This is a genomic window from Actinoplanes sp. NPDC026623, assembly GCF_040638275.1.
Lineage (GTDB): Bacteria > Actinomycetota > Actinomycetes > Mycobacteriales > Micromonosporaceae > Actinoplanes.
The window spans coordinates 1-22,242 of record NZ_JBEZXZ010000017.1 but is presented as its reverse complement, the minus strand read 5'-3'; the positions used below and the strand labels follow the sequence as shown (position 1 = coordinate 22,242).

Annotated in this window: 21 protein-coding genes; 6 read left to right on the top strand and 15 right to left on the bottom strand. The window is 72.2% G+C overall.

All coding sequences use genetic code 11. The features are described from left to right. Positions 1 to 10: 10 nt before the first annotated feature. The 4 genes from atpB to glyA all read right to left on the bottom strand — a co-directional run bounded on the left by atpB (position 11) and on the right by glyA (position 3,029). Positions 11 to 802: a F0F1 ATP synthase subunit A gene (gene atpB, locus AB0F10_RS07875; RefSeq protein WP_360621211.1), complete on the bottom strand. Its 792-nt coding sequence runs from the start codon at positions 800 to 802 to the stop codon at positions 11 to 13. Positions 803 to 817: 15 nt separating this feature from the next. Continuing rightward, positions 818 to 1,051: a hypothetical protein gene (locus AB0F10_RS07870; protein ID WP_360621209.1), complete on the bottom strand. Its 234-nt coding sequence runs from the start codon at positions 1,049 to 1,051 to the stop codon at positions 818 to 820. Between the two features lie 209 nt (positions 1,052 to 1,260). Then, positions 1,261 to 1,671: a hypothetical protein gene (locus AB0F10_RS07865; RefSeq protein WP_360621307.1), complete on the bottom strand. Its 411-nt coding sequence runs from the start codon at positions 1,669 to 1,671 to the stop codon at positions 1,261 to 1,263. Positions 1,672 to 1,739: 68 nt separating this feature from the next. Further along, a complete protein-coding gene (gene glyA, locus AB0F10_RS07860) occupies positions 1,740 to 3,029 on the bottom strand; it encodes a serine hydroxymethyltransferase (RefSeq protein ID WP_360621207.1) in 1,290 nt (429 codons plus the stop codon). An 81-nt stretch (positions 3,030 to 3,110) separates the two neighbouring features. Between glyA and AB0F10_RS07855 the strand changes: the two genes are divergently transcribed. Continuing rightward, the gene (locus AB0F10_RS07855) at positions 3,111 to 4,625 is read left to right on the top strand and encodes an SDR family oxidoreductase (protein WP_360621205.1); all 1,515 of its coding nucleotides are present in this window, start codon (positions 3,111 to 3,113) and stop codon (positions 4,623 to 4,625) included. On the opposite strand, the gene AB0F10_RS07850 is transcribed toward AB0F10_RS07855, so the two are convergent. From AB0F10_RS07850 to prmC, 4 genes are read right to left on the bottom strand one after another with little or no spacing between them, the layout of a single operon-like run. Then, positions 4,549 to 5,511: an L-threonylcarbamoyladenylate synthase gene (locus AB0F10_RS07850; protein WP_360621203.1), complete on the bottom strand. Its 963-nt coding sequence runs from the start codon at positions 5,509 to 5,511 to the stop codon at positions 4,549 to 4,551. The two genes, AB0F10_RS07855 and AB0F10_RS07850, sit on opposite strands and share 77 nt — an antisense overlap. Continuing rightward, positions 5,508 to 6,134, bottom strand: a complete 627-nt coding sequence (locus AB0F10_RS07845; protein ID WP_360621201.1) for a phosphotyrosine protein phosphatase — start codon at positions 6,132 to 6,134, stop codon at positions 5,508 to 5,510. Before AB0F10_RS07845 ends, AB0F10_RS07850 begins: the two co-directional genes overlap by 4 nt. After that, positions 6,134 to 6,775: an L-threonylcarbamoyladenylate synthase gene (locus tag AB0F10_RS07840; RefSeq protein ID WP_360621305.1), complete on the bottom strand. Its 642-nt coding sequence runs from the start codon at positions 6,773 to 6,775 to the stop codon at positions 6,134 to 6,136. Before AB0F10_RS07840 ends, AB0F10_RS07845 begins: the two co-directional genes overlap by 1 nt. A gap of 37 nt (positions 6,776 to 6,812) precedes the next feature. Further along, entirely contained in the window at positions 6,813 to 7,688 is an 876-nt protein-coding gene (gene prmC / locus AB0F10_RS07835; RefSeq protein WP_360621199.1) for a peptide chain release factor N(5)-glutamine methyltransferase, read from the bottom strand. A 99-nt stretch (positions 7,689 to 7,787) separates the two neighbouring features. Here prmC and AB0F10_RS07830 point away from each other — a divergent pair, with 99 nt between their 5' ends. After that, the gene (locus AB0F10_RS07830; RefSeq protein WP_360621197.1) at positions 7,788 to 9,293 is read left to right on the top strand and encodes a GGDEF domain-containing protein; all 1,506 of its coding nucleotides are present in this window, start codon (positions 7,788 to 7,790) and stop codon (positions 9,291 to 9,293) included. On the opposite strand, the gene AB0F10_RS07825 is transcribed toward AB0F10_RS07830, so the two are convergent. Continuing rightward, positions 9,290 to 10,507, bottom strand: coding sequence for a M48 family metallopeptidase (locus tag AB0F10_RS07825; RefSeq protein WP_360621195.1), 1,218 nt, complete (start codon positions 10,505 to 10,507; stop codon positions 9,290 to 9,292). The two genes, AB0F10_RS07830 and AB0F10_RS07825, sit on opposite strands and share 4 nt — an antisense overlap. A 131-nt stretch (positions 10,508 to 10,638) precedes the next feature. On the opposite strand from AB0F10_RS07825, the gene AB0F10_RS07820 reads away from it, so the two are divergent. After that, a complete protein-coding gene (locus tag AB0F10_RS07820; protein ID WP_360621193.1) occupies positions 10,639 to 11,988 on the top strand; it encodes a PQQ-binding-like beta-propeller repeat protein in 1,350 nt (449 codons plus the stop codon). Here the strand turns inward: AB0F10_RS07820 and prfA are convergent. Then, positions 11,972 to 13,063 carry a peptide chain release factor 1 gene (prfA, locus tag AB0F10_RS07815; protein WP_360621191.1) on the bottom strand — a complete coding sequence of 364 codons (1,092 nt, stop codon included), beginning with the start codon at positions 13,061 to 13,063 and terminating at the stop codon, positions 11,972 to 11,974. The two genes, AB0F10_RS07820 and prfA, sit on opposite strands and share 17 nt — an antisense overlap. Before the next feature lie 85 nt (positions 13,064 to 13,148). After that, positions 13,149 to 13,373, bottom strand: coding sequence for a 50S ribosomal protein L31 (gene rpmE / locus AB0F10_RS07810; RefSeq protein ID WP_188119615.1), 225 nt, complete (start codon positions 13,371 to 13,373; stop codon positions 13,149 to 13,151). 230 nt (positions 13,374 to 13,603) lie between these two features. Here rpmE and AB0F10_RS07805 point away from each other — a divergent pair, with 230 nt between their 5' ends. From AB0F10_RS07805 to AB0F10_RS07795, 3 genes are read left to right on the top strand one after another with little or no spacing between them, the layout of a single operon-like run. Further along, positions 13,604 to 14,677, top strand: a complete 1,074-nt coding sequence (locus AB0F10_RS07805; protein WP_360621189.1) for an RNA ligase — start codon at positions 13,604 to 13,606, stop codon at positions 14,675 to 14,677. After that, complete coding sequence (locus AB0F10_RS07800) at positions 14,674 to 15,570, top strand: AAA family ATPase (protein WP_360621187.1); 897 nt, start codon at positions 14,674 to 14,676, stop codon at positions 15,568 to 15,570. Before AB0F10_RS07805 ends, AB0F10_RS07800 begins: the two co-directional genes overlap by 4 nt. Beyond that, positions 15,570 to 16,202: an RNA ligase family protein gene (locus AB0F10_RS07795; RefSeq protein ID WP_360621185.1), complete on the top strand. Its 633-nt coding sequence runs from the start codon at positions 15,570 to 15,572 to the stop codon at positions 16,200 to 16,202. Before AB0F10_RS07800 ends, AB0F10_RS07795 begins: the two co-directional genes overlap by 1 nt. Positions 16,203 to 16,213: 11 nt before the next feature. Here the strand turns inward: AB0F10_RS07795 and AB0F10_RS07790 are convergent, their stop codons facing one another. The 4 genes from AB0F10_RS07790 to AB0F10_RS07775 form a co-directional block, all read right to left on the bottom strand. Continuing rightward, positions 16,214 to 17,395, bottom strand: a complete 1,182-nt coding sequence (locus tag AB0F10_RS07790; protein WP_360621183.1) for a nitric oxide synthase oxygenase — start codon at positions 17,393 to 17,395, stop codon at positions 16,214 to 16,216. Between the two features lie 132 nt (positions 17,396 to 17,527). Beyond that, positions 17,528 to 19,609, bottom strand: a complete 2,082-nt coding sequence (gene rho, locus AB0F10_RS07785) for a transcription termination factor Rho (RefSeq protein WP_360621181.1) — start codon at positions 19,607 to 19,609, stop codon at positions 17,528 to 17,530. Between the two features lie 293 nt (positions 19,610 to 19,902). Next, positions 19,903 to 20,838, bottom strand: coding sequence for a homoserine kinase (thrB, locus tag AB0F10_RS07780; RefSeq protein WP_360621178.1), 936 nt, complete (start codon positions 20,836 to 20,838; stop codon positions 19,903 to 19,905). A 20-nt stretch (positions 20,839 to 20,858) separates the two neighbouring features. After that, the gene (locus AB0F10_RS07775) at positions 20,859 to 22,172 is read right to left on the bottom strand and encodes an MFS transporter (RefSeq protein WP_360621176.1); all 1,314 of its coding nucleotides are present in this window, start codon (positions 22,170 to 22,172) and stop codon (positions 20,859 to 20,861) included. Positions 22,173 to 22,242: the final 70 nt, after the last annotated feature.

Sequence of the window (22,242 nt, the reverse complement as noted above, 5' to 3'; positions counted from 1 at the left end):
AGCAGGCAGCTCAGTGCTCGTCGGCGAGGGCGCCCTGCACGTAGCTCGCGGTCAGGACCGTGAACACGTACGCCTGGAGCACGATCACCATGAACTCGAGGAACGTCAACGCGATCGTCATGATCCACGAGACGACCGAGATGGGCGCCAGCCAGGCATTCGCGTTGAGCATCGCGAAGCCGCCGAGCGTGAAGACGAGCAGCAGCATGTGCCCGGCGAACATGTTGGCGAAGAGTCGGACCGCCAGCGAGAACGGGCGGACCAGGAAGTTCGAGAAGAACTCGATCGGAATCAGCAGCGGCAGAATGAACCACGGCGCCGGCGGGATCAGTGCGGTCTTGAAGTACTTCACGAAGCCGTGATGCCTGATGCCGACATAGATGAACATCACATAGCTGATGATCGCGAGAACCGCGGGGAAAGCGATGTGCGAGTTCGGCGAGATCTGGATCAGCGGCACGATGCCGAAGAAGTTGTTCACCAGAATGAAGCAGAACAACGTCGTCAGGTAGGGCGCAAAGGCGACGCCGCGCGGCCCGATCATCTCGATCGCGATGTTGTTGCGGACGAAGCCGTAGAGGCTCTCCGCCAGCCACTGCTTCTTCGTGGGTACGAGCTGCGGCTTCCGGTTCGAGACCAGGAAGAAGATGATGAGCGCCGCAACGGACACCCAGACCAGCAGCGTGATCTTGGTGAACCAGTACGACTCACCACCCCACGGCAGGATGCTGGGCAGGTAGAAGTCCTCGACGCTCGGCGGGAACGGAACATCCGCTGCGAGGACGATCGACTGACCGATCACCGTAGCCCTTTCCTGTCAGGCGCCGAGACGGCGCACGATGAGGTAGACACCGCCGGCGGTGCCGATTACGGCCCCGATACCGGCGAAGATGCCCTTGGTCCCGACGTAGTGGTCGACCAACCAACCGATCCCACCCCAGACCAGCATTCCCCCGAGGAGATAGCTGATCGACGTCATTCCCATGCCCGTGTCGGGCGGATTCTGACCGTCGTCGCCGTGGGGGTTGCCGGGAGGTTTTTGACCAGTCATGACGGCCCGAACGATATCAGCAGGCGAGACAAAGCTAAGCGGGACCCCCCGCACAACCGCAGTTGTCCAGGCGTCAGGGGTCTCGCAACTCGCCATCACGCTACTCCTCCTGCGCCAGAACCGGACAACTTCGCCGTGCGACCGTCACCGGATCGTGGACAGAAGCCCCTCAAGAGGTCGCTGACCAGCCAAAACGCGAGTGCCGTAGATCACTTGGAGAGGCTCGTGCGGTAGACCCACCAGACCTGCACGGCGGTCCAGCCGAGCACGCCCGCGACGATGCCCCAGCCCATCGCGATCCGGCCCGGCCACTCTGAGGAGATCACAAACACCATGATCACGCCGAGCAACGAGTACTTCACCATGTAGGTCAGCAGCCCCAGCGGCATCAGCAGGGCCGGGCGCACGGTGTCCGCCCAGGCCAGCACCAGGGTCGACATGGTGAAGCTGACCGTGACGACGGCGACCCCGGCCGCCGCGCCCAGCGCCGCCGGTGCGCCACCGGCGAAGAAGCCCACGGAAGCCGCACAGATCATCAACGCGACCGAGAAGGCGGTCAGGAAGGGCAGGTGCTCGACGCGCCAGCGGGGATCCGCGGGCAGCGGCGGCAGTTCGGGCAGCGGCCGCCCGTCCTCGTCATCGTCGTAGGGGCCGGCCTGGGCCGGCACCACGCGGTCGGCGGAGTCGTTCATGCCGGCACCCCGGCCTGCGCGTACGCCGGGAAGCTCCGGACCAGCGCGGACACCTCGCCGGCCGTGTCACGCAGCGCGGCGGCCCCGGCGACCGAGTCCGGATCCGCGCGCACCGCGGCGGCGATCAGCCCGGCGATCTGGCGCATCTCGCCCTCCCCCATGCCCTGGGTCGTCACGCTGGGCGTGCCCACCCGAATCCCCGAGGCGGTCATCGGCCGCTCCGGGTCGTACGGGATGGCGTTCTTGTTCAGGGTGATCCGGGCCCGGTCGCAGCGCGCTTCCGCGTCGCGGCCGGTGACCCCGAGGTCGCGCAGGTCGACCAGGGCCAGGTGGGTGTCGGTGCCGCCGGAGACGGGACGCATGCCCTCGCCGGCCAGCCCGGCGGCGAGCGCCACGCTGTTCTTGACCACCTGCCGGGCATAGGTCTGGTAGTCGGGCAGCGCCGCCTCCCGCAGGGCGACGGCCTTCGCGGCCACGGTATGCATCAGCGGCCCGCCCTGCGTGAACGGGAAGACGGCCTTGTCGATGCGCTCGGAAAGCTCCTCACGGCACAGAATCATGCCGCCCCGGGGCCCGCGCAGCACCTTGTGGGTGGTGCAGCACACCACGTCGGCATGGGGTACGGGCGACGGCACGGCACCGCCGGCGACCAGGCCGATGAAGTGCGCGGCGTCCACCATCAGATAGGCGCCCACCTCGTCCGCGATGCCGCGGAAGACCTTGAAGTCGATCAGCCGCGGGTACGCGGTCGCGCCGCAGACGATCAGCTTGGGCCGGTGCGCCAGGGCCAGGTCGCGGACCTCGTCGTAGTCGATGAGCTCGGTGTCGCGCCGCACCGCGTAGCCGACCGGGTGGAACCACTTCCCGGAGAAGTTGACCCGGCTGCCGTGGGTGAGGTGCCCGCCGTGCGGCAGGTCCATGGCCAGCACGGTGTCGCCGGGCTGGATCAGCGCCGCGTACGCCGCCATGTTGGCCGCCGAGCCCGAATGCGGCTGCACGTTCGCGTGGTCGGCGCCGAACAGCGCCTTCGCCCGGTCGATCGCGAGCTCCTCGGCGCGGTCCACCTCGGCGCAGCCGCCGTAGTAGCGCCGGCCCGGATAGCCCTCGGCGTACTTGTTGTTCAGCGTCGAGCCGAGCGCGGCCAGCACCGCCGGCGAGGTGAAGTTCTCGCTCGCTATCAGCTGCAGCCCGCCGCGCTGGCGCTCGAGCTCGCCCAGGATCACCTCCGCGATCTCCGGATCCTCACGCTCGAGCGCACCGAAGTCGGGGCCCCAGAAGGTCTCCATGGCGCGCTCCCTCACGTCGGCGACGCTGCCGGATTCGAGCATATGGCTTATCGGGCCCCGGCTGCGGGCACAGTGGGAGTTATGCATTGTCTGGTCACGGGGGCCACGGGCTATATCGGTGGCCGCCTGGCGCCCCGGCTGCTCGAGGCGAACCATTCCGTGCGCTGCCTGGCACGCAGCGCCGCCCGGCTGCGCGACGTGCCCTGGGCCGGGCAGGTGGAGGTCGTCGAGGGCGACCTCAGCGACCCGGCCACGCTGCCGGCGGCGTTCGAGGGCGTCGACGTGGCGTACTTCCTGGTGCACTCGCTGGGCCGGCACGACTTCGAGCGCCTCGACCGGGAGGCGGCCGGCAACTTCGCGGCGGCGGCAGCGGCCGCCGGGGTCAAACGGATCATCTACCTCGGCGGCCCCGAGCCGCCCGCCGACGAGCATCCCTCGGCACACCTGCGCTCCCGGGCCGAGGTCGCGAGGATCCTGCTGGGCAGCGGGGTGCCGACGGCGGTGCTGCGGGCGCCGGTGATCATCGGCTCGGGCTCCGCGTCGTTCGAGATGCTGCGCTACCTGACCGAGCGGCTGCCGATGATGGTCACCCCGCGCTGGGTGCGCAACCGGATCCAGCCGATCGCCGTCCGCGACGTCCTGCGCTATCTGATCGGCTGCGCCACGCTGCCGGACGACGTCAGCCGCGGCTTCGACATCGGCGGCACGGAGGTACTGACCTACCTGGAGATGATGCAGCGCTACGCCCGGGTCGCCGGGCTGCCCCGGCGCGTCATCGTGCCGCTGCGCCCGCTGAGCCCCTGGCTCTCGGCGCACTGGGTCGGCCTGGTGACGCCCGTGCCGAACGCGATCGCCCGGCCGCTGGTCGGCAGCCTGATCCACGAGGCGTACGCTCGCGAGCACGACATCGCCCGGTACGTGCCCGACGACGGCCTGCTCGGCTTCGACGAGGCCGTCCGGCTCGCGCTCGGCAAGATCCGGGACGCGAACGTGGAGACCCGGTGGTCGAACGCCGTCGGGCGCGACGCGGCCGCCGAACCGCTGCCCAGCGATCCGGACTGGTCGGGCGGCACCGTCTACCTCGACGAGCGCAGCCAGCCGGTGGAGGCGCCCCCGCACGCGCTGTGGCGGGTGATCGAGAGCGTCGGCGGCGAGAACGGCTGGTACTCGTTCCCGCTCGCCTGGTCCGTGCGCGGCTGGCTGGACCGGCTGGCCGGCGGCGTCGGCCTGCGCCGGGGCCGCCGCGACCGGGACCACCTGTACGTCGGCGAGGCGCTGGACTGGTGGCGGGTCGAGGAGATCAAGCCGGGCGAACTGCTGCGGCTGCGCGCCGAGATGAGGGTGCCGGGCCGGGCCTGGCTGGAGATGTACGCGGAGCCCGGCCCCGACGGGACCAGCGTCTACCGGCAGCGGGCGATCTTCCTGCCGCGCGGGCTGGCCGGGCACCTCTACTGGGCGAGCGTGCTGCCCTTCCACGGGGTGGTCTTCAGCGGAATGGCCCGCAACATCGCGCGGGGCGCTACGACGCGGCCGCCCGGCGCAGCCGGTCCCGCACCGCCAGCCACTCCTCGGTCTCCGGCGGGGCCTGCACGATGATCGTGCCCACCCCGGCGTCGTCGAGGCGGTGCAGGGCCGCGTAGAGGTCGGCCGCGTACTCGCGCGGATCCACGCTGAGCACCTCGGCGACGAGGTCGTCCGAGAAGTCCTCGACGCTCTCGTAGCTGAGCACCGCCACCGGGCCCGCCAGGTCGCCGTGCTCCACCTTGCTCACGTCCTCGGCGAGGATCACCCTGGCCCGCGGCGCGTAGTGCCGCGCGTTCATGCCGGGCGAGGAGCGCTGCGCGCCGTCGGCGACCTCCTCCGGCAGGGCGATCGCGCCGGTCACCTCGCGCAGGGCCCGCAGGCCGAGCGCGCCCGGGCGCAGCAGCCTCGGCGTCTGCCCGGTCAGGTCGACGACCGTCGACTCGATGCCCCACGACGCCGGGCCGCCGTCCAGGATCAGCGGAACCTCGGGCAGGCTGCGCCGCACGTGCTCGGCCGTCGTCGGCGAGATGCCCTCCGAGCGGTTCGCGCTCGGCGCGGCCAGCGGCAGGCCCGCGGCCTCCAGCAGGCTCAGCGCGACCTCGTGCGCCGGCACCCGGACCGCGATGGTCTCGATCGGCGGTCCCACCGCGCTCAGGTGCCGGGCCCGCCGCACCACCAGGGTCAGCGGGCCGGGCCAGAACTGTGCCGCCAGTTCGTTCGCCGCGTCGGGCCAGTCCTCGGCGAGGGCGCGGGCCGCCGCCACGTGCGGCACGTGCACGATCAGCGGGTTCCACGATGGGCGGTTCTTGAGGCGGTACACCTCGGCGATCGCCGCCGGCGAGAACGCGTGCGCGCCGAGGCCGTAGACGGTCTCGGTGGGGAACGCGACCACGGAGTCGCCCTGCAGCAGCTCCACCGCGCGGCGGAGGCCGTCGGCGTCCGGTACGACGATCGTCACGCCGGCCTCGGCGCTCCCGGCAGCAACGCGTCCACGAGCGCGTACAGCGACTCGTCGATGTCGTCGGCGATGCGCTGGAAGGTCTGGTCGCCCCGGCCCCACGGATCGTCCAGGTCGTCGCCGGGCACCGGCTCGGTCTCGCCGCGGCGGCGATCCGCGGCGGCGACCAGGGCCGCGGCGCGGGCGGCGAAGGTCTCGGCGTCGGTGCCGGCCGGCGGCAGCGCGGCGAGATCAAGCTCGCGCAGCAGGCGGCCGAGGTGCCCGAGCACGAACGTGCGGTCGGCCGCGCCGGGAACCAGCGCGTGCACATAGTCGCTCTGGTCGGCGGTGGCGGTCAGGATCAGGTCGGCCTCGTCCAGCTGCGCGCTGGTCAGCTTGCGGGCCGTGAAGCCGTCCGTGCTGCCACCGCGGAGGATGATCTGCCGGGCCGCGGGCGGGTTCATCTCTTCGCCCTCGTGCCAGCCGCCCGTACCCGCGCTGGCGCTGCGCAGCAGGGCGCCCAGCTCCACATCGGGTGCGACCTTGGCCAGCCGCTGCGCGGCGGCGAGCACGAGCAGCCGCTCGGCCATCGGGGAGCGGCAGATGTTGCCCATGCACACGTGCAGGACGGTGAACGGCATCATCAGGCTCCCGCGGCCAGGATGTCGGGCACTACCTCGCGCAGCTTCTCGAACGGGATGGCGCCGTCGCGCAGCACCCGCGGCTCGGCGCCGGTCACGTCGACGATCGTGCTGGGCGCCGGGTCGGCGGCCGCGCCCGCCTCCAGATAGATCCGGACCGCGTACTCGAGCTGCTCGCGGGCCTCCTCGGCGGTGGTCGGCGCCGGCTGGCCGATCCGGTTGGCCGTGGTGACGGCCATCGGGCCCACCTCACGCAGCACCTCGAGGGCCACCGGGTGCAGCGGCATCCGCACGGCGATCACCCCGCCGGTGTCGCCCAGGTCCCACTGCAGGCTCGGCGAGTGCTCGACGACGATCGTCAGCGCGCCCGGCCAGAACGCGTCGGCCAGCTCGCGCGCGGCCTTCGGCAGCGAATAGACCAGCCCGTCGAGGGTGTGCCGCGAGCCGACCAGCACGGGCGGCACCCGGCGGTCCGTGCCCCGCGCGTTCTGCAGGGCGTTGACGGCGTGCGAGGTGAACGCGTCCGCGCCGACCCCGTAGACGGTGTCGGTGGGCAGGACGACCAGCTCACCGCTCTTGACCGCCTCGACGGCCGCGGCGATGCCGCGGTCACGCTCGGCGACGGTCCGGCAGTCATAGAGCATCACAGGTTGCAGTGTGCCATGGCGCGGGTCACGTTCCCTACCTGCGCCGGGCCGTCGCGTATCTCGGCCGGCCGGGCAGGTCGGTGTGCGCGACGACGTCGGCGAACCGCCCGTCGGCGCGCAGCAGGTCCGGCACCGCCGAGGCGTGCACGTCGTCGTGCTCGATGCCGACCGCGCCGCCGGGCCGCAGCAGGCCCGCGGCCAGGGCGATCACCGGCCGGATCACGGCGAGGCCGTCGGCGCCGCCGAAGACCGCCTCCGCCGGGTCGTGCTCGGCGACCTCGGCCGGCACGACGGTGCCGTCCGGCACGTACGGCGGGTTGCAGAGCAGCACGTCGACCCGGCCCCGGTACTCAGCGAGCAGGCCGGGATCGGTGACATCGCCCGGCACGACCCGCACCACGGTGGACGCCGCCGCGTTCCTCCGCAGATATTCGAGCGCCGCCGGCGAGCGTTCCACCGCGATGACCAGCCCCGGCTCGGCCTCGTCCGCGACGGAGAGCGCGATCGCGCCGGTGCCGCTGCACAGGTCGACCACGGTCGCGCCCGGCGCGGTGCGCTCGATGCCCCAGCCCGCCAGCAGCTCGGTCTCGGGCCGCGGCACGAAGACGCCGTCGCCCACCTCGAGCTCCAGATGCCGGAACGCGGCCGTGCCGAGCAGGTGCTGCAGCGGGATCCGGCGGGCCCGCTCGTCGACGAGCCCGGTGAACCGGCGCAGTTCGTCGCCGCGCAGGGTGTCGATCAGCAGAAGCCGGCCGCGGCCCACGCCGAGGGCGTGCGCGGCGAGCAGTTCGGCGTCGGCGCGCGGTGATGCGACGCCCGCCTCGGCCAGCCGCGCGGTCGCCCGCGCAAGCGCCGGAACCAACCGCGTCCGTTCCGTCCCCTCGGAGGGGTGTTCGTGCGTCGGCGTCACGGCATAATCATGGAACGTCGTATCTCGAAGGTGACCGGCCGGGTCACCCCATCGACGAACGGCGTCGGCAGGAGGGGCCTGGATGGCCATGGCGGCACCATGACGTGGTTGGACCAGCTCCCGGATTCAGTCGACGAACTGGCCAACGCCGGCGAGCTCCAGCAGGGCGGTCGCTCCGCGGAGGCGCTGGCGATCCTCGACAAGGTGCTCGCCAGCACGGCCGACCCGTTCACCCGGGCATACGCGCTCGTCCAGCGCTTCGGCGCGCTCATCAACCTGGGCCGGGTCGCCGAGCTCGCCACCGCGATGACGGTGGCCAGCAACGCCGTCCGGGACACGTCCGATCCCTATCTGCGTGGCCAGATGCACGCCTTCGCCGCCCTCGGCGCCTATCTGCAGGGCGCGCTGGACCGGGGCGTCACCCACCTGGTGCAGGCCTCGCGGGCGCTGGCGGCGGTGCCGGAGGGCGACAGCGAGACCGCCTGGGGCTGGCACGACCTGGCCATGGCCTACAGCTACCTGGGTTTCCACGGCCACGCGCTGACCGCGATCGAGCAGGCCCGGCAGGTCGGCGCGGCGGCCGGGATGGCGAGCGAGGTCTTCGCCGCGCCCGGGATCCGGCTGCGCAACGCGGTCTCGCTGGACCACCAGGGCGACACCGACGGCTGCCTGCGGGTGCTGCGCGACATCGACGCCGAGCTGACCCGCTACGTCGCCACCGGCGCCGACGTGCGCCTGCGCCCGAGCAGCCGCCCCGTGTACGGCTACGCGCTCGCCAGGCGCGCGGCCCTCGGCGAGTCCACCGCGACCAACGTGGCCGCGCTGCTGACCGGCGGCGGCGACAGCGTCCGCTCCCGCGACCTTCGGCACCTCGGCACGGTGTGCCTCGACATCGCGGCGGACCGGCCCGGCGACGCGCTGCGCAAGCTCGACGCCGTGCCTGTCTCCCAGGAGATCCTCGGCCCCTCCGAGCCGGCCCGGCTGCGCAGCATCTGCTACGCCCAGGCCGGCGACTACAAGGCCGCGCACATCGCCGACCGGCACGCGTTCCGCCTCGCCGCCCAGCGCATCGACCGGCTCCGGGACGGCTACCTGGACGGGGTGGCCGCCCGCCTGGACGCCCAGGAGACCCAGCGCGACATGGGCCGCTACGGCGACGAGACCCTCACCGACCCGCTCACCGGCCTGCCCAACCGCCGCCAGCTCGAGCGCTACGTGGCGGCGATGCTGGCACGCGGCGAGCGCGCGGCGATCGGCGTCTGCGACCTGATCGGCTTCACCGCGGTCAACGCGCGGCACGGCCGGCACTGCGGCGACCTGGTGCTGCAGCGCATCGCCGGCGTGCTCAACCGGGTCATGCGCCGCGGCGACTTCGTGGCCCGCTTCGCCGGCGACGAGTTCGTGGTGCTGCTGCCCGGCGCGGGCCCCAACCAGGCGGCCGAGGTCTCCCGGCGGATCAGCGCGGCGGCCGCCGGGGAAAATTGGCAGGTGCTGGTCCCCGGCACCCCGATCGGGCTGGCGGCGGGCTGGTCCGAGGTCGGCACGAACGGGCGCAGCCTAAGCGCGGCCCTGGCCACCGCGGCCTCGAACCGGACCCCCGCCTAGCCGACCATCCAACGGTGCATGGCTGCCGCGTACGGGTTCAGCTCCGCTTCGATCGCGGCGGCGTCGCCGGCGCTCACCACGACGGCGGGCAGCGCATAGGGCAGGCCGGCCATCCATTGCCGGCGCCGCCCGGGCGCCGGGTGGCTGGCCAGCAGGGAGGCACCGAGCCGGATGGAGAGCTGCCGCTGCACCGCCACCGACCGCAGCTCGCGGTCGCGGGCCAGGGTCAGCATGCTCCGCCAGTGATCGCCCGCCTGCCGCCCCTCGGGCACGTGCCCCCGCACGTAGCCGCGCAGCTCGGGCAGGAGCGGGGACAGGTCGACCATCTCCATCGCCGCCGTGGATCCCGCGGCCTGGACGCTCATCGCGTCCGCGCGCAGCTCGGCACGCCGGGAACCCCGGGAGTCCAGGACATGCACGCCCAGGTGAACGGCGAAGAGCAGCAGGGAGACCACGCCGGTGACCGCCTGCCAGGCGGTGAAGAGGAAGGCGGTCGAGCCGGCCAGCCTCAGGTCGACGGCGTTGCCGCGCGGTGGCCGCAGCAGCTCCGAGAAGGTGCCGAACGCGGTCAGCGCGGGCTGTGTCAGCAGCCGGCGGCCGTTGTCCTTGTGGCGCAGGTGCCCGAGCTCGTGCCCGATCAGCGCGACCAGGTGCTGCGGCCCCATCACCAGCAGCAGCGGAATGCCCAGGACCAGCACCTTCGTCCGGCGGATCCCGACCACGGCGGCGTACGCGTTCCAGGAGTAGTCCAGGGCCAGGACGTCGGGAAGCGGGGCGCCGGTCTCCCGCGCGATCCGCTCCACCAGGTTGTGCAGCACGGGCGCCCGCGTCACCGGGACGACGTGCACGCCACGCAGGAGCTTCTTGAGCCGGCCGAGCCGTGGCCGCAGCAGCCAGGCCCCGCCGAGCAGCAGCGCCCCCGGGATGATCGGCAGCCGCTCGCCCTGCAGCAGGAACCGGAGTCCGGCAACGACGACGGCGGCCAGCAGCAGCATCAGGACGGCGGAGATGAGGACCAGGAACAGATAGCCGGCCCGCGGCACGGCGGCCTCGGGGTTCCGCAGGTACGCCTCCACGATGCGCCGGTCGACCCGGAAGCCCGCCCTGCTGTCCCACCTGTCGATCAGGCGCCACACCCAGCCGGCGTTCTCGGCGGGAGCGAAGCTTTCGAGGTTCCACTCGCAGGCCGCGCACCAGGGATCCGTATCGGCCACCCGGGTCAACGCGGTGGAGCAACGGGGGCAGAAATCTGGAATCGTCGTCGTCACCGGCACGAGCGAAGATCATTCGGCTTTACCCCGTCCCGGTCCATCGACCGAACGTGCGCTGCCCCTACCCTCGCCGTATGACCGTCATCGAGTTGGGGCTCGTCACGGACGGCGGCGAGCAGCCGCCCGCCGGACCCTCCCGCCGCGGCCTGCGCCGCAACGAGCTCCGGCGGGTGCTGGTGGCGGTCGTCGCGATCGTCTGCGTGCTCACGGTCACCGGCTCGGCGCGGCCCGACCCGCACGGGCCGCAGCGGCTCTGGAGCACCCCGTTCCAGCAGGGCGCCGACTCGTTCATGGTGTCCGGCGACGCCGCCTACGTGCTGGCGCAGGCGGGCACCACCCGGGTCACCGCGTACGACCTGCGTACCGGGGCGGTGCGCTGGTCGAACTCGAACATCGGCAGCCCCAACTGGCTCGGCCAGATCCAGGCCGGGGTGCTGCTGCTGCCGGGCGACTACGCGACGGCGCGGTTCACCGACCTGGACGGCACCGAGATCTCCCGTGAGTTCACCCGGGACACCGTCGCCGTCGACACGGCGACCGGGCGGCGGCTGTGGCACCGGCCCGGCGAGATGTCGGTGGCCACGGACGACCGGGTCCTGCTCACCGAGTGGAACGACGACGGCAGCCGGGTCACCACGTTGCGGGTGGTCCGGATCTCCGACGGGGTCGACATCTGGTCGCGGCCCGCCGGGCACCTCGCGGTCTGGGTGACCGACACCCTCGAGCGCAGCGAGCCGGGCCGCCTCGTCACCGCCACCGCGAAGGGCGAGGTAGAGGTGCTCGACCTCGCCGACGGCTCGGTGGTGGCCGCGGCGACGCTGCCCTGGGGACGCCGGTCGGCACCGGACAACCAGGACACGGCGCTGACGATGCAGGGCCACCGCCTCTACGTGCAACGCGCCGAGCAGGAGCGGACCAGCATCACCGCGTACGACACGGAGACGCTGCGGCGGATGTGGCACATCGAGTCGGACACGCTCGGCGGCGCGTACGACTGCGGGCCGGTGCTCTGCATGCGCGGGCCGGACGGGGCGTCGGGCTACGACAGCGACACCGGCGAGCTGCGCTGGCGGCTTCCCGGCTCGCCCGACGCGTTCCCGCTCGGCGGCGGAAAGCTGCTGGTGGACGACGACGAATCCGGGGTGCGCCACCACCTCGTCGACGTCGCGACCGGGCGGCGGCTCGCCGACCTGGGCACCGGCTCGCCGGTGTGGAACTACACCACCGCGGCGTCGCCGTACCTGCTGGCCAACACCAGGGAGCCGGCCGGCCTCGTCTCGATCAGCCAGTACGACGAGCGCTCCGGCGAGCTGCTGCTGCGCGGCACGATGCCGCCGGTCATCGAGTACGGCTGCCAGAGCGCGGGCAGCCTGCTGGCCTGCGTGACGCAGGACGGCCTGCTGGCCGTCACGGACGTCGGCTGATCTCCGTCTCGCCGGCCAGCCGGGCGGCCCGGTCGGCCTCCGCGAGCGAGTCCAGCACCGCGTCCAGCTCGCCGCCGAGCACCAGATCCAGGTTGTACGCGGTATAGCCGATCCGGTGGTCGCTGATCCGGTTCTGCGGGAAGTTGTAGGTGCGGATCCGCTCCGAGCGGTCGACGGTGCGCACCTGCAGCTTGCGGGCGTCGGAGGCGGCCGCGTCGGCCTGCTCCTGCGCGATGGCGAGCAGCCGGGAGCGCAGGATGCGCATGGCCGACTCGCGGTTCTGCAGCTGGCTCTTCTCGTTCTGGCAGCTCACCACGGTGCCGGTCGGCAGGTGGGTGATGCGCACGGCCGAGTCGGTGGTGTTGACGGACTGGCCGCCGGGCCCCGAGGAGCGGAACACGTCGACCCGGATGTCGCCGGGCTCGATGTGCACGTCGACGTCCTCGGCCTCCGGCAGCACGAGGACGCCCGCGGCGCTGGTGTGGATGCGGCCCTGCGACTCGGTCACCGGCACCCGCTGGACGCGGTGCACGCCGCCCTCCCACTTGAGGCGGGACCAGACGCCGTGGCCCCCCTCGGGCACGCCCTTGGTCTTCACCGCCACCGAGACGTCCTTGACCCCGCCGAGGTCGGAATCCTGCACGTCGATGACCTCGACCACCCAGCCGTGCTTCTCCGCGTACCGGGTGTACATCCGCAGCAGATCGCCCGCGAACAGCGCCGACTCCTGCCCGCCCTCGCCGGCCTTGATCTCGACGATCACGTCCTTGGCGTCGTGCGGGTCGCGCGGGATGAGCATCTCGCCGAGCTTCTCCTCCAGGGGCGCGAGCGCGGCGGCGACCGCCTCGACCTCCCCGGCGAAGGACGGGTCCTCGGCGGCGAGTTCCCTGGCCGCGGCCAGGTCCGCGCGGGCGGCCTCGAGCTCGGCATTGGCGGCGTAGAGCGGCGACAGCTCGGCGAACCGCCGCCCGACCCGGCGCACCAGCGCCTGGTCGGAGTGGATGGAGGGGTCCTCCATCTGCTTCTCGAGCTGCGAGTACTCCTCGAGCAGCGTCGACAACCGATCCTTGCTCATGCCATGCCTCTCCTTGGTCGCCCGAACAGGGAACACACGAACGGCGCCCGACCCCGGGATTCCGGGGTGGGCGCCGTCGAGGCAGTTACTTCTTCTTGGCGGCGGTGACCTTCGCGTACTTCGCCTGGAACTTGGCGACCCGGCCCGCGGTGTCCAGCACGCGCTGCTTGCCCGTGTAGAACGGGTGGCAGGCGCTGCAGGTCTCGACGCGGATCTCGGCGCCCTTGGCGGTGCTGCGGGTCGTGAACGTGCTACCGCAGGAGCAGACGACCTCGGTCGTGGTGTACTCCGGGTGGATTCCGCTCTTCATGATTTCTCGGTCCCTCTCGATGATGTGGTCGCCGGGTCGCCGTCAGCACCGAACCACCCCGCCAGGGCGGACGACTCGAGCGTGAACCGGAACCATTACTGGCCGATGGACCAGTCTGCCATGTCACAAGCCCCGACCTGAAATCAGGAGGCATTACTGGGTCCGTGGTCGATAACGTGAGCGCCCCTCGTCGCATTCCCGCCGCGGGTGCTCGCGAAAGGAAGACCGTCATGTCGCTGCTTGCCGACCTGCTCGACCCGGCCGAACTGGCCACCGCGGTCGAAACCGGACATGTGCGGGTCCAGCGGCATCCGACCCGGCCGTATGTGATCTACAACTACACCGAGGCCTGCCAGTACGCCGAGGCGTGGACGCCGATCACCCTGGCCTGCCGCGGCCTGATCGTGCACGGGGACACGGTCCTCGCCCGCCCCTTCGAGAAATTCTTCAACCATGACCAGGGCCACGCGCCGCGCTTTCCGGCGGAGACGGCGGTGAGCGTCACCGACAAGGCGGACGGCTCGCTCGGCATCATCTACCGCGACGGCGCGGACCTCGCGGTCGCCACCCGGGGGTCGTTCGCCTCGGACCAGGCGCGGCACGCGACCGAGGTGCTGCGCACCCGCTACCCGGACTTCGACCCGCCGGCCGGGCTGACGGTGCTGGTCGAGATCGTCTACCCGGAGAACCGGATCGTGCTCGACTACGCCGGGCTGGACGACCTGATCCTGCTCGGCGCCGTCGAGATCGCCACCGGCCGCACCTTCGGACCGGCCGCGGTGCCGCTCTGGCCGGGCCCGGTCGTCGACACCTTCGAGTACGCGACCCTGGCCGACGCGCTCGCCGCCCCGCCGCGGGACGGCCGCGAGGGGCTCGTCGTGCACTTCTCCGGCACCGACCAGCGGGTGAAGATCAAATACGCCGATTACGTACGGCTGCACCGGCTGGTGACCGGGCTCTCCGCCCGTACCGTGTGGGAGGCGCTGGTCGCGGGCGACGACCTGGGCGCGCTGGCCGAGCCCCTGCCGGACGAATTCCACGCGTGGGTGACCGACGTCGCCGCCGGGCTGACCGACGAGGTCGCGGCCCTCGCCGGCGCCGTCGAGGCGGAGTTCGCCTCGATCCTGGCGGGCCTGCCCGAGGGCTGGGGCCGGCGCGAGTTCGCGGCCCGGGCCGTGCGCAGCGAGCACCGCGCGGCACTGTTCCTGCGCCTCGACGACAAGGACTACCGTCCCGGCCTCTGGCAGCTGGTGCGGCCCGCCGGCGACCTGACCCCGAAGAGCACACAGGTGAGTGAGGAATGACCAGACTGCTGATCACGCGTGGCCTGCCCGCCTCGGGCAAGACCACGTTCGCCCGCAAGCTGCAGCCGCACGTCGTCCGGGTCAACCGCGACGACCTGCGGCGGATGCTGCACGGGCGGCGGCTCTTCACCCAGTGGGCGGAGGGTCAGATCACCCGCGCGCAGCGGGCCGCCGTGGAGGCGCTGCTGCGCGCGCACACCGACGTGATCGTCGACGACACGAACCTGCGGGCCAAGACCGTGCGCGAATGGGCCGAGCTCGCGGCGCGCTTCCACGCGACGTTCGAGGTGCACGACTTCACGGACGTGCCGCTGGAGGAGTGCCTGCGCCGCGACGCCGGCCGCGACGAGGAGGAGCGGGTCGGCGAGCAGGGCATCCTCCGGATGCACCAGCGGTACCTCGCGGGCAGGAACCTGCCGCTGCCGATCCCGTACGTGGACCCCGGCGATCCGGGCATTGTTTACGACCCGGACCCGGAACTGCCGCCGGTGATGCTCGTTGACATCGACGGCACCGTCGCGCTGATGAACGGTCGCAGCCCCTACGACTGGAGCCGGGTCGGTGAGGATGCGCCGAACCCGGCGGTCATCGCGGCGGTCCGGGCCATGCACGCGGCCGGCCACGCGATCGTCTTCTGCTCGGGGCGCGACGAGGAATGCCGGGCCGAGACGCAGGCCTGGCTGGACCTTTACGTCGATGTGCCGTACGAAGGACTCTTCATGCGGCCCGCGGGCGACTCGCGCAAGGATGCGATCGTCAAGCGGGAGATCTTCGACGAGGAGATCCGCGACCGCTGGCGGGTCATCGGCGTGTTCGACGACCGGCAGCAGGTCGTGCGCATGTGGCGCGCCCTGGGACTGACCGTGTTCCAGGTGGCAGAGGGAGACTTCTGATGGGCGGGCAGGCCGGAAAGTACCCACGCACTTTCCACCTGCCCGACTCCCCCGGCGCCACCGCCGGCGACCGGATACAGCACGACCTGTCCTGGCTGGACGGTGAGCTGGTGGTCACGGAGAAGCTCGACGGCGGCAACCTAACCTTCACCCGCGACGCGATGTACGCCCGCTCCCTCGACTCGGGCACCCACCCGTGGGACCGGGCGGCCAAGGCGCTCTGGGCGATGACCGCCTACCGGATACCGGACGACTGGCGGGTCTGCGGCGAGTCGATGTGGGCGCGGCGCAGCATCGCGTACACGGATCTGCCGGGTGTCTTCATCGTCTTCGGCATCTGGGACGAGACGGACACGCTGCTCGGCTGGGACGACACGGTCGACTGGGCGCAGCGGCTGGAGCTGCCGGTGGTCCCGGTGCTGTATCGCGGCGGCAGCCTGAGCGAGGCGCGGGCCGCCTGGCCCGCCCTGCGCGATCCCGAGTCGTCGGAGGGCTTCGTCGTCCGCGGCGCGGGACGCATACCCGCGGCGGAGTTCTCCCATCGGCTGCTGAAGTGGGTCCGCGCGGACCACGTCCGCACCGATGCCGGCTGGCGCCACCGCGACGATTTCCCGCTCAACGAGTTCGCCTAGGCGGCACCGGCTCAGCCGGTGAACGGGCAGGTACGGGTGCCGGATTGCGACAGGGCCTGCGCCTCCGGGTCCAGGTAGAAGTTCGGGCGCAGGTCCAGCTCCTCGTAGTAGCGGTGGAAGACCGGCGTCGCCCCGCCCGAGATCGGCGGCACGATCCAGGTCCAGTCGGCGGGCACCGGGCGGCCCGCCTTCTCCTCGTTGCTCAGGTGTGTCAGGAACCGCTGCGACTCGGTGTGATGATCAGCGATCTTCATACCGGCCTTCTCGTACGAGTGCAGCACCGCGCGGTTGAGCTCGATCAGCGCCCGGTCCCGCCACAGCGTCGACTCCCGGCTGGTGTCCAGGCCCATGCGCGCGGCGACGATCGGCACCATGTTGAACCGGTCCTTGTCGGCCAGGTTGCGGGCGCCGATCTCCGAGCCCATGTACCAGCCGTTGAACGGCGCCAGCGGGTACTGCACGCCGCCGATCGTCAGGCGCATGTTCGCGATCGCCGGCACCACGTGCCAGCGCAGGCCCAGCTCGGCGAACCAGCCGAACTCCGGGTGGGTGAGCGGCACCTCGAGGATCGCGCGCTCGGGAAGCTCGTAGAGGCGTACGCCCTCGGCGGGTGTCTCGACCGCGATCGGCAGCACGTCGAAGGCCTCGCCCTTGCCGCGCCAGCCGAAGCCCTGCATCGCCGCGGTGAACGCCTCGTTGCGCGGGTCGCCGACGTAGCCGCCGTCCTCGCCGCGGTAGCCCGCGTACCGGATCAGCTGCTCGTTCCAGACCCGGGCGTACGGCTGGCCGGGCAGCGCGGGCGCGAAGATGCTGATCACCGGGCGGATCGCCCCGGAGCGGTCCCCGCCGCCGGCGACCCGCAGGTGGTGCACCAGCAGCGAGAAGATGTCGTCCGCGGTACGCGCCCGGCGCCGGTCGAGCACGACCAGGCTGCGCCAGTAGAGCCGGCCGATGCAGCGGCTCGAGTTGCGCCAGGCCATCTTGGCGCCGTTCGCCAGCTCCTCGGTGGTGTGCGCGTAGCCGCCGGTCGCCGCGATCTGCGCGCGCACGATGGCCAGGCGCGGCTCGACCGGACCGAGCCGGGGGTTCTCGAGGTAGCACCGCCGGAGGAAGTCCTCGGCCTCTCCCGGATCGACTGGCGCGATCGGGTCCCATCGCTCGGTCGGATGGTCCCGGTACCCAGGAACGATCATCGGGCGTCCTCCCACGTTGAGCCGAGGTGCCAAGGGAGGTTCGCACAGCGCCATATGGGGCCAAACGCACAGAATGTGCGACGGGGGCAGCCGTCTTGCGACGGCTGCCCCCGTTAAGTCTTCTCCGGGTGTTTACTCCCCCGGTGTCGACTTCGCGATCTGCATCAGGAACTCGATGTTCGTCCGGGACTGCTTGAGCCGGTCGAGCAGCAGGTCCAGCGCGGCCGAGGACTCCAGCGAGCTCAGCACCTTGCGCAGCTTGTGGACGATCGCCAGCTCTTCCTTGCCGAGCAGGATCTCCTCCTTGCGGGTGCCGGACGGGTGGATGTCGATGGCCGGGAACGTACGCCGGTCCGCGATCTTCCGGTCGAGCTTGAGCTCGGCGTTGCCCGTGCCCTTGAACTCCTCGAAGATGACCGTGTCCATCATCGAGCCGGTCTCCACCAGCGCCGTCGCGAGAATGGTCAGCGAGCCACCGTTCTCGATGTTGCGCGCCGCGCCGAGGAACCGCTTCGGCGGGTAGAGCGCGGTCGAGTCGATACCACCGGACATGATGCGGCCGGAGGCCGGCGCCGCCAGGTTGTAGGACCGGCCGAGCCGGGTCACCGAGTCGAGCAGCACGACCACGTCGTGGCCCAGCTCGACGAGGCGCTTGGCCCGCTCGATCGCCAGCTCGGCGACGGTGGTGTGGTCCTGCGGCGGCCGGTCGAACGTGGCCGCGATGACCTCGCCCTTGACCGAGCGCTGCATGTCGGTGACCTCTTCGGGCCGCTCGTCGACCAGCACGACCATCAGGTGGCACTCGGGGTTGTTGTGGGTGATCGCGTTCGCGATCGCCTGCAACACCATCGTCTTGCCGGCCTTCGGCGGCGAGACGATCAGGGCGCGCTGGCCCTTGCCGAGCGGCATGACCAGGTCGATGACCCGCGTGGTGAGGATGTGCGCCTCGGTCTCGAGACGCAGCCGCTCCTGCGGGTACAGCGGGGTCAGCTTGTAGAACTCGGGCCGCCGGCGGGCCTCCTCGGGCTCCATCCCGTTGATGGTGTCGAGGCGGACCAGCGGGTTGTACTTGTCGCGGCGCTGGTCGCCGCCGCTCTCGCGGGGCGCGGCCCGCACGGCGCCGGTGACCGCGTCGCCGCGGCGCAGCCCGTGCTTCTTGACCTGCGACATCGAGACGTAGACGTCGTTGGGGCCGGAGAGGTAACCCGTGGTGCGGACGAACGCGTAGTTGTCCAGCACGTCGAGGATGCCCGCGACCGGCACGAGGACGTCGTCCTCGTTGACGTGCGGCTCGCGGCCGCCGTCGCGCCCGCTCTCCCGGCCGCCGCCGTCACGGCCGCCGCCAGCGGTGCCACCGCCCTCGCCGTCACGGTCGCGACCGCGCCTGCGGTCGCGGAACCGGCTGCGCCGGCTGCGCCGGCCACCCTCGCTGTTGTCGCCGTCCTCGTCGTCGTTGGCGTCGCCCCGCGGGCCGTTGTCGCCCCGGGCGACACTGTCGCCCCGCGCGACGCTGTCGCCCCGGGTGCCGCCCTCGTTGCGCGGGCCGCGGTCGCCGCGGTCGTTGCGGTCGTTGCGCTCGCCGCCGTCGGAACGCTGCGGGTTGCGCTGCCGGTCCCGGTTACGCGCCTCGCCACGCTCGGGCCGGTCACCCCGGTCGGTGCGCTCGTTGCGCTCGCCCTCGCCCTGGCCGTCGGCCGGAGCGTTGTCCCGGTTCTGGTCGCGGCGGCTGCGCCGGCCGGACTCGCCCTCGGTCGCGGGCTGCTCGGTCGTCGCCGGGGCCGCGGACTGGGCGGCGGCGGCAGGCTGAGCGGCAGCAACGGGCTCGGCCGCGGGGGCCTGAACCGCCGGAGCCTTTACCACCGGAGCCGGGGCATCGGCCACCGCGGCGGCCGGGGCGGCCGCCACGGGCTCGGCGCGCACCGGCTCGGCCGCCGGGGCGCCGGAGCCGTTCGTGGTGCGCGGTCGCGGGGCGCTCTTGGCGGGGGCGGCCGGAGCCGCGCCGTTCTGGCGCTCCGAGATCGCGGTGATGAGCTCGCCCTTGCGCATCCGCGCGGTGCCGGAGATGCCGAGGGACGCGGCAAGGCTCTGCAACTCGGGCAGCAGCATCGCCGACAGCCCCGTGCCGCCGCGGCGACGCTTGGTGACAGCCGCGGTGGTGGCGCCGTCGTCAGCGACGTCAGAAACACCCGACGTCACGTCGGTGGTGTCGCTCAATGGATTCCTTCCGTCGAAAAAACCAAGTCCACCCGGGTCTGCAGCCTGGTGGCCGGGTGCCCTCGGAACCCGCTTCGCAACTGCGGCGCGGGAGTTTGCAACACGGCAGCTCGACGGTGTCCCGACCCATCGGACGTTGACGGGTAGGTCTCGGCGAGTGCAGCGATCTGATGATCTGCTGCTCGGCGTGTGTTTGAAGAGAAGTGAGACCGGCAGAGTGCCATGAATCTCGGGGGTGCGCGCCGAACCGCAATGATCGCTTGCTTCGCGGCTGTGCTAGGTCTTGAGCGTAGTCAACTCTTACGACCTGCGGCAACAGGGCCCCGCTCGGCGTGTTCCACCATACTCCCCTTGGCAAGAGCACCTGCGCTATCCACGCCCGGCGACTCCGCGCGCCATGCAGTTCCGGGGTGAAAATCTCCGGGTATGGGGGTTAGCGCGAGCACCGTCGGCCCCGCCCCACTGACAACTGCCGCAACACCGACAGAACGCAGCGCGGCGACCAGCGACGCCGTTCCGGGCATCCCCACGGCCCGGTAGCCCTGGTGCAGCCGGTCCTCGGTCGCGGCGAAGAGCAGCGACGGGTCCCGCGTCAGCGCGTGCACGAGCAGCGCGGCCCGGCCCGTGTTGAACGCGGCGTCCGCGTGGGGCACGGCACCGGGAAGCGCGGCCCGCGCCGTCGCGGTCAGGCCCCGTTCCTGCGGAACGAAGACCGTCGGCCGTACGCCGTCAGCGACGTCCAGCCGCACCGCCCGCGAGCCGGACCCCTCGGTCCAGGCGATGGTGAAGCCGCCGAGCAGGCACGGCGCGACGTTGTCGGGGTGCCCCTCGAGGCGCGCGGCGATCCGCAGCGCGGCCTCGTCGTCGATCTGCCGGTGCGCCAGCGCCCGGGCAAGCTGGACGCCGCCGACGATGGCCGCCGAGGAGGAGCCGAGCCCGCGGGCCTGAGGGATCCGGTTGACGCACTCCACGGCCACGCCCGCGGGGCGCCCGCCGAGCTCGTCGAAGGTGGCGAGCATGGCCCGCGCGACCAGGTGGGTCTCGTCGCGGGGCAGGTCGCCGGCGCCCTCCCCGGTCACGGAGACCGTGACCGAGTCGCCGGTGACCCGGGCGGTCAGGTCGTCGTACAGCCCTAGCGCGAGGCCCAGCGTGTCGAAGCCCGGACCGAGATTGGCGCTGGTGGCCGGCGTGCGCACCCGCACCGGCTCGGAGACGAAGGTCAGGCCCATCGCCACATGCTAGGCGCCGGTCATCTGCCGTCGCCGAGCCGCCCGTCCGGGCCCTCGACGGCCGGCTCGCCCGGCCGGGAGGCGGCACCGGCCGCCGGGTCCGGCGGATCCGGCTGGTCCGCGGGGTCGGCGAGCGAGAGGCCGCGGGTGGCGATTCGCCAGCCGATGGCGTAGACGAGGGTGATCAGGCCGCAGGCGACGAGGATGACGCGCTCGTCGACGCGGTCGACGAAGACCGCGGCGCCCAGCTGGCTCACCGAGATGGCGAGCGTCGCCAGCATCATGTCGGTGGCGAAGATCCGGCCGCGCAGTCGGTCCGGCACCTCGCCCTGCAGCGCGTAGTTGGAGAGCACCCAGTTGGTGCCGCCCGCGAAATGGGCCACGAAGACCAGCGCCAGCACGAGCGGGAACCAGGGCGCGAAGGCCACGCCGATGTAGCCGATGCCGTAGAGGCTCATCGAGAGCGCCAGCCCCGGCAGCAGCCACGACCGGTGGTTGAGCACGGGCCGCATGACGAGCGGGCCGACCAGGGCGCCGGCGCCGCGCACCGCGAAGAGCAGGCCCGCGCCGAGCGCCCCGACGCCGTACATGCCGGCCAGCAGCGGGAAGACGGTGAGCACGCCGTTGCCGAGCCCCACCGCGGACTTGACGGTGACCAGCGCGCGGATCCTGGGGCGGGCGCCGATGTAGCGCAGCGCCTCGACCAGCGCATGCCAGGCGTGCACCGGCACCGCGTCCGGGTCGCGCGGTGCCTGCAGCGGGCGGCGGATCAGCGCGGTGAACACCGCCGCGACGAGCAGGCTGCAGGAGGCCGCCGCGAAGCTCACGTACGGGCCGAAGGCGCTGCTGACGATGCCGCCGAGGGAGGCACCGACGATGGTCATCGTGCCCCAGGCGGAGCCGGCGACCGAGTTGGCGGCGGCCAGGTCCGCGGCGTCGACCACGTTCGGCAGGGCGGCGGAGGCGGCCGGCGAGTAGAAGGCCTTGGCCACCGCGACCGCGCCGATGGCGACCAGGGCGAGCGGCGCGGTCGCCGCCGACCGTACGGCGAAGAGCAGCAGCGTGGCGAGCAGCGCGGCCACGTTCGACGCGATGAGGATCGTGCGCCGGTCGACCCGGTCGGCGATCGTCCCCGTGTACGGCAGCAGCAGCGCGGTGATCCCGGTGTCGGCGGCCAGCACCAGCGCGCCCCACACGCCGCTGCCGGTGAGGTCCGGCAGCAGCACGAGCAGCGGCACCATGACGAACCAGTCGGCACCGAAGACGACGAGTTCGGCCGCGAACAGCCGCCGGAAGTCGCGGTTACGGGTAAGGACCGAGAAGGGAGTCGCCACCTACCGGAATCTACCGGCAGCGGGGGGGGGGGCCGGGTGGGGGGGGCCGCCCCCCCCGGGTTTGGGGCGT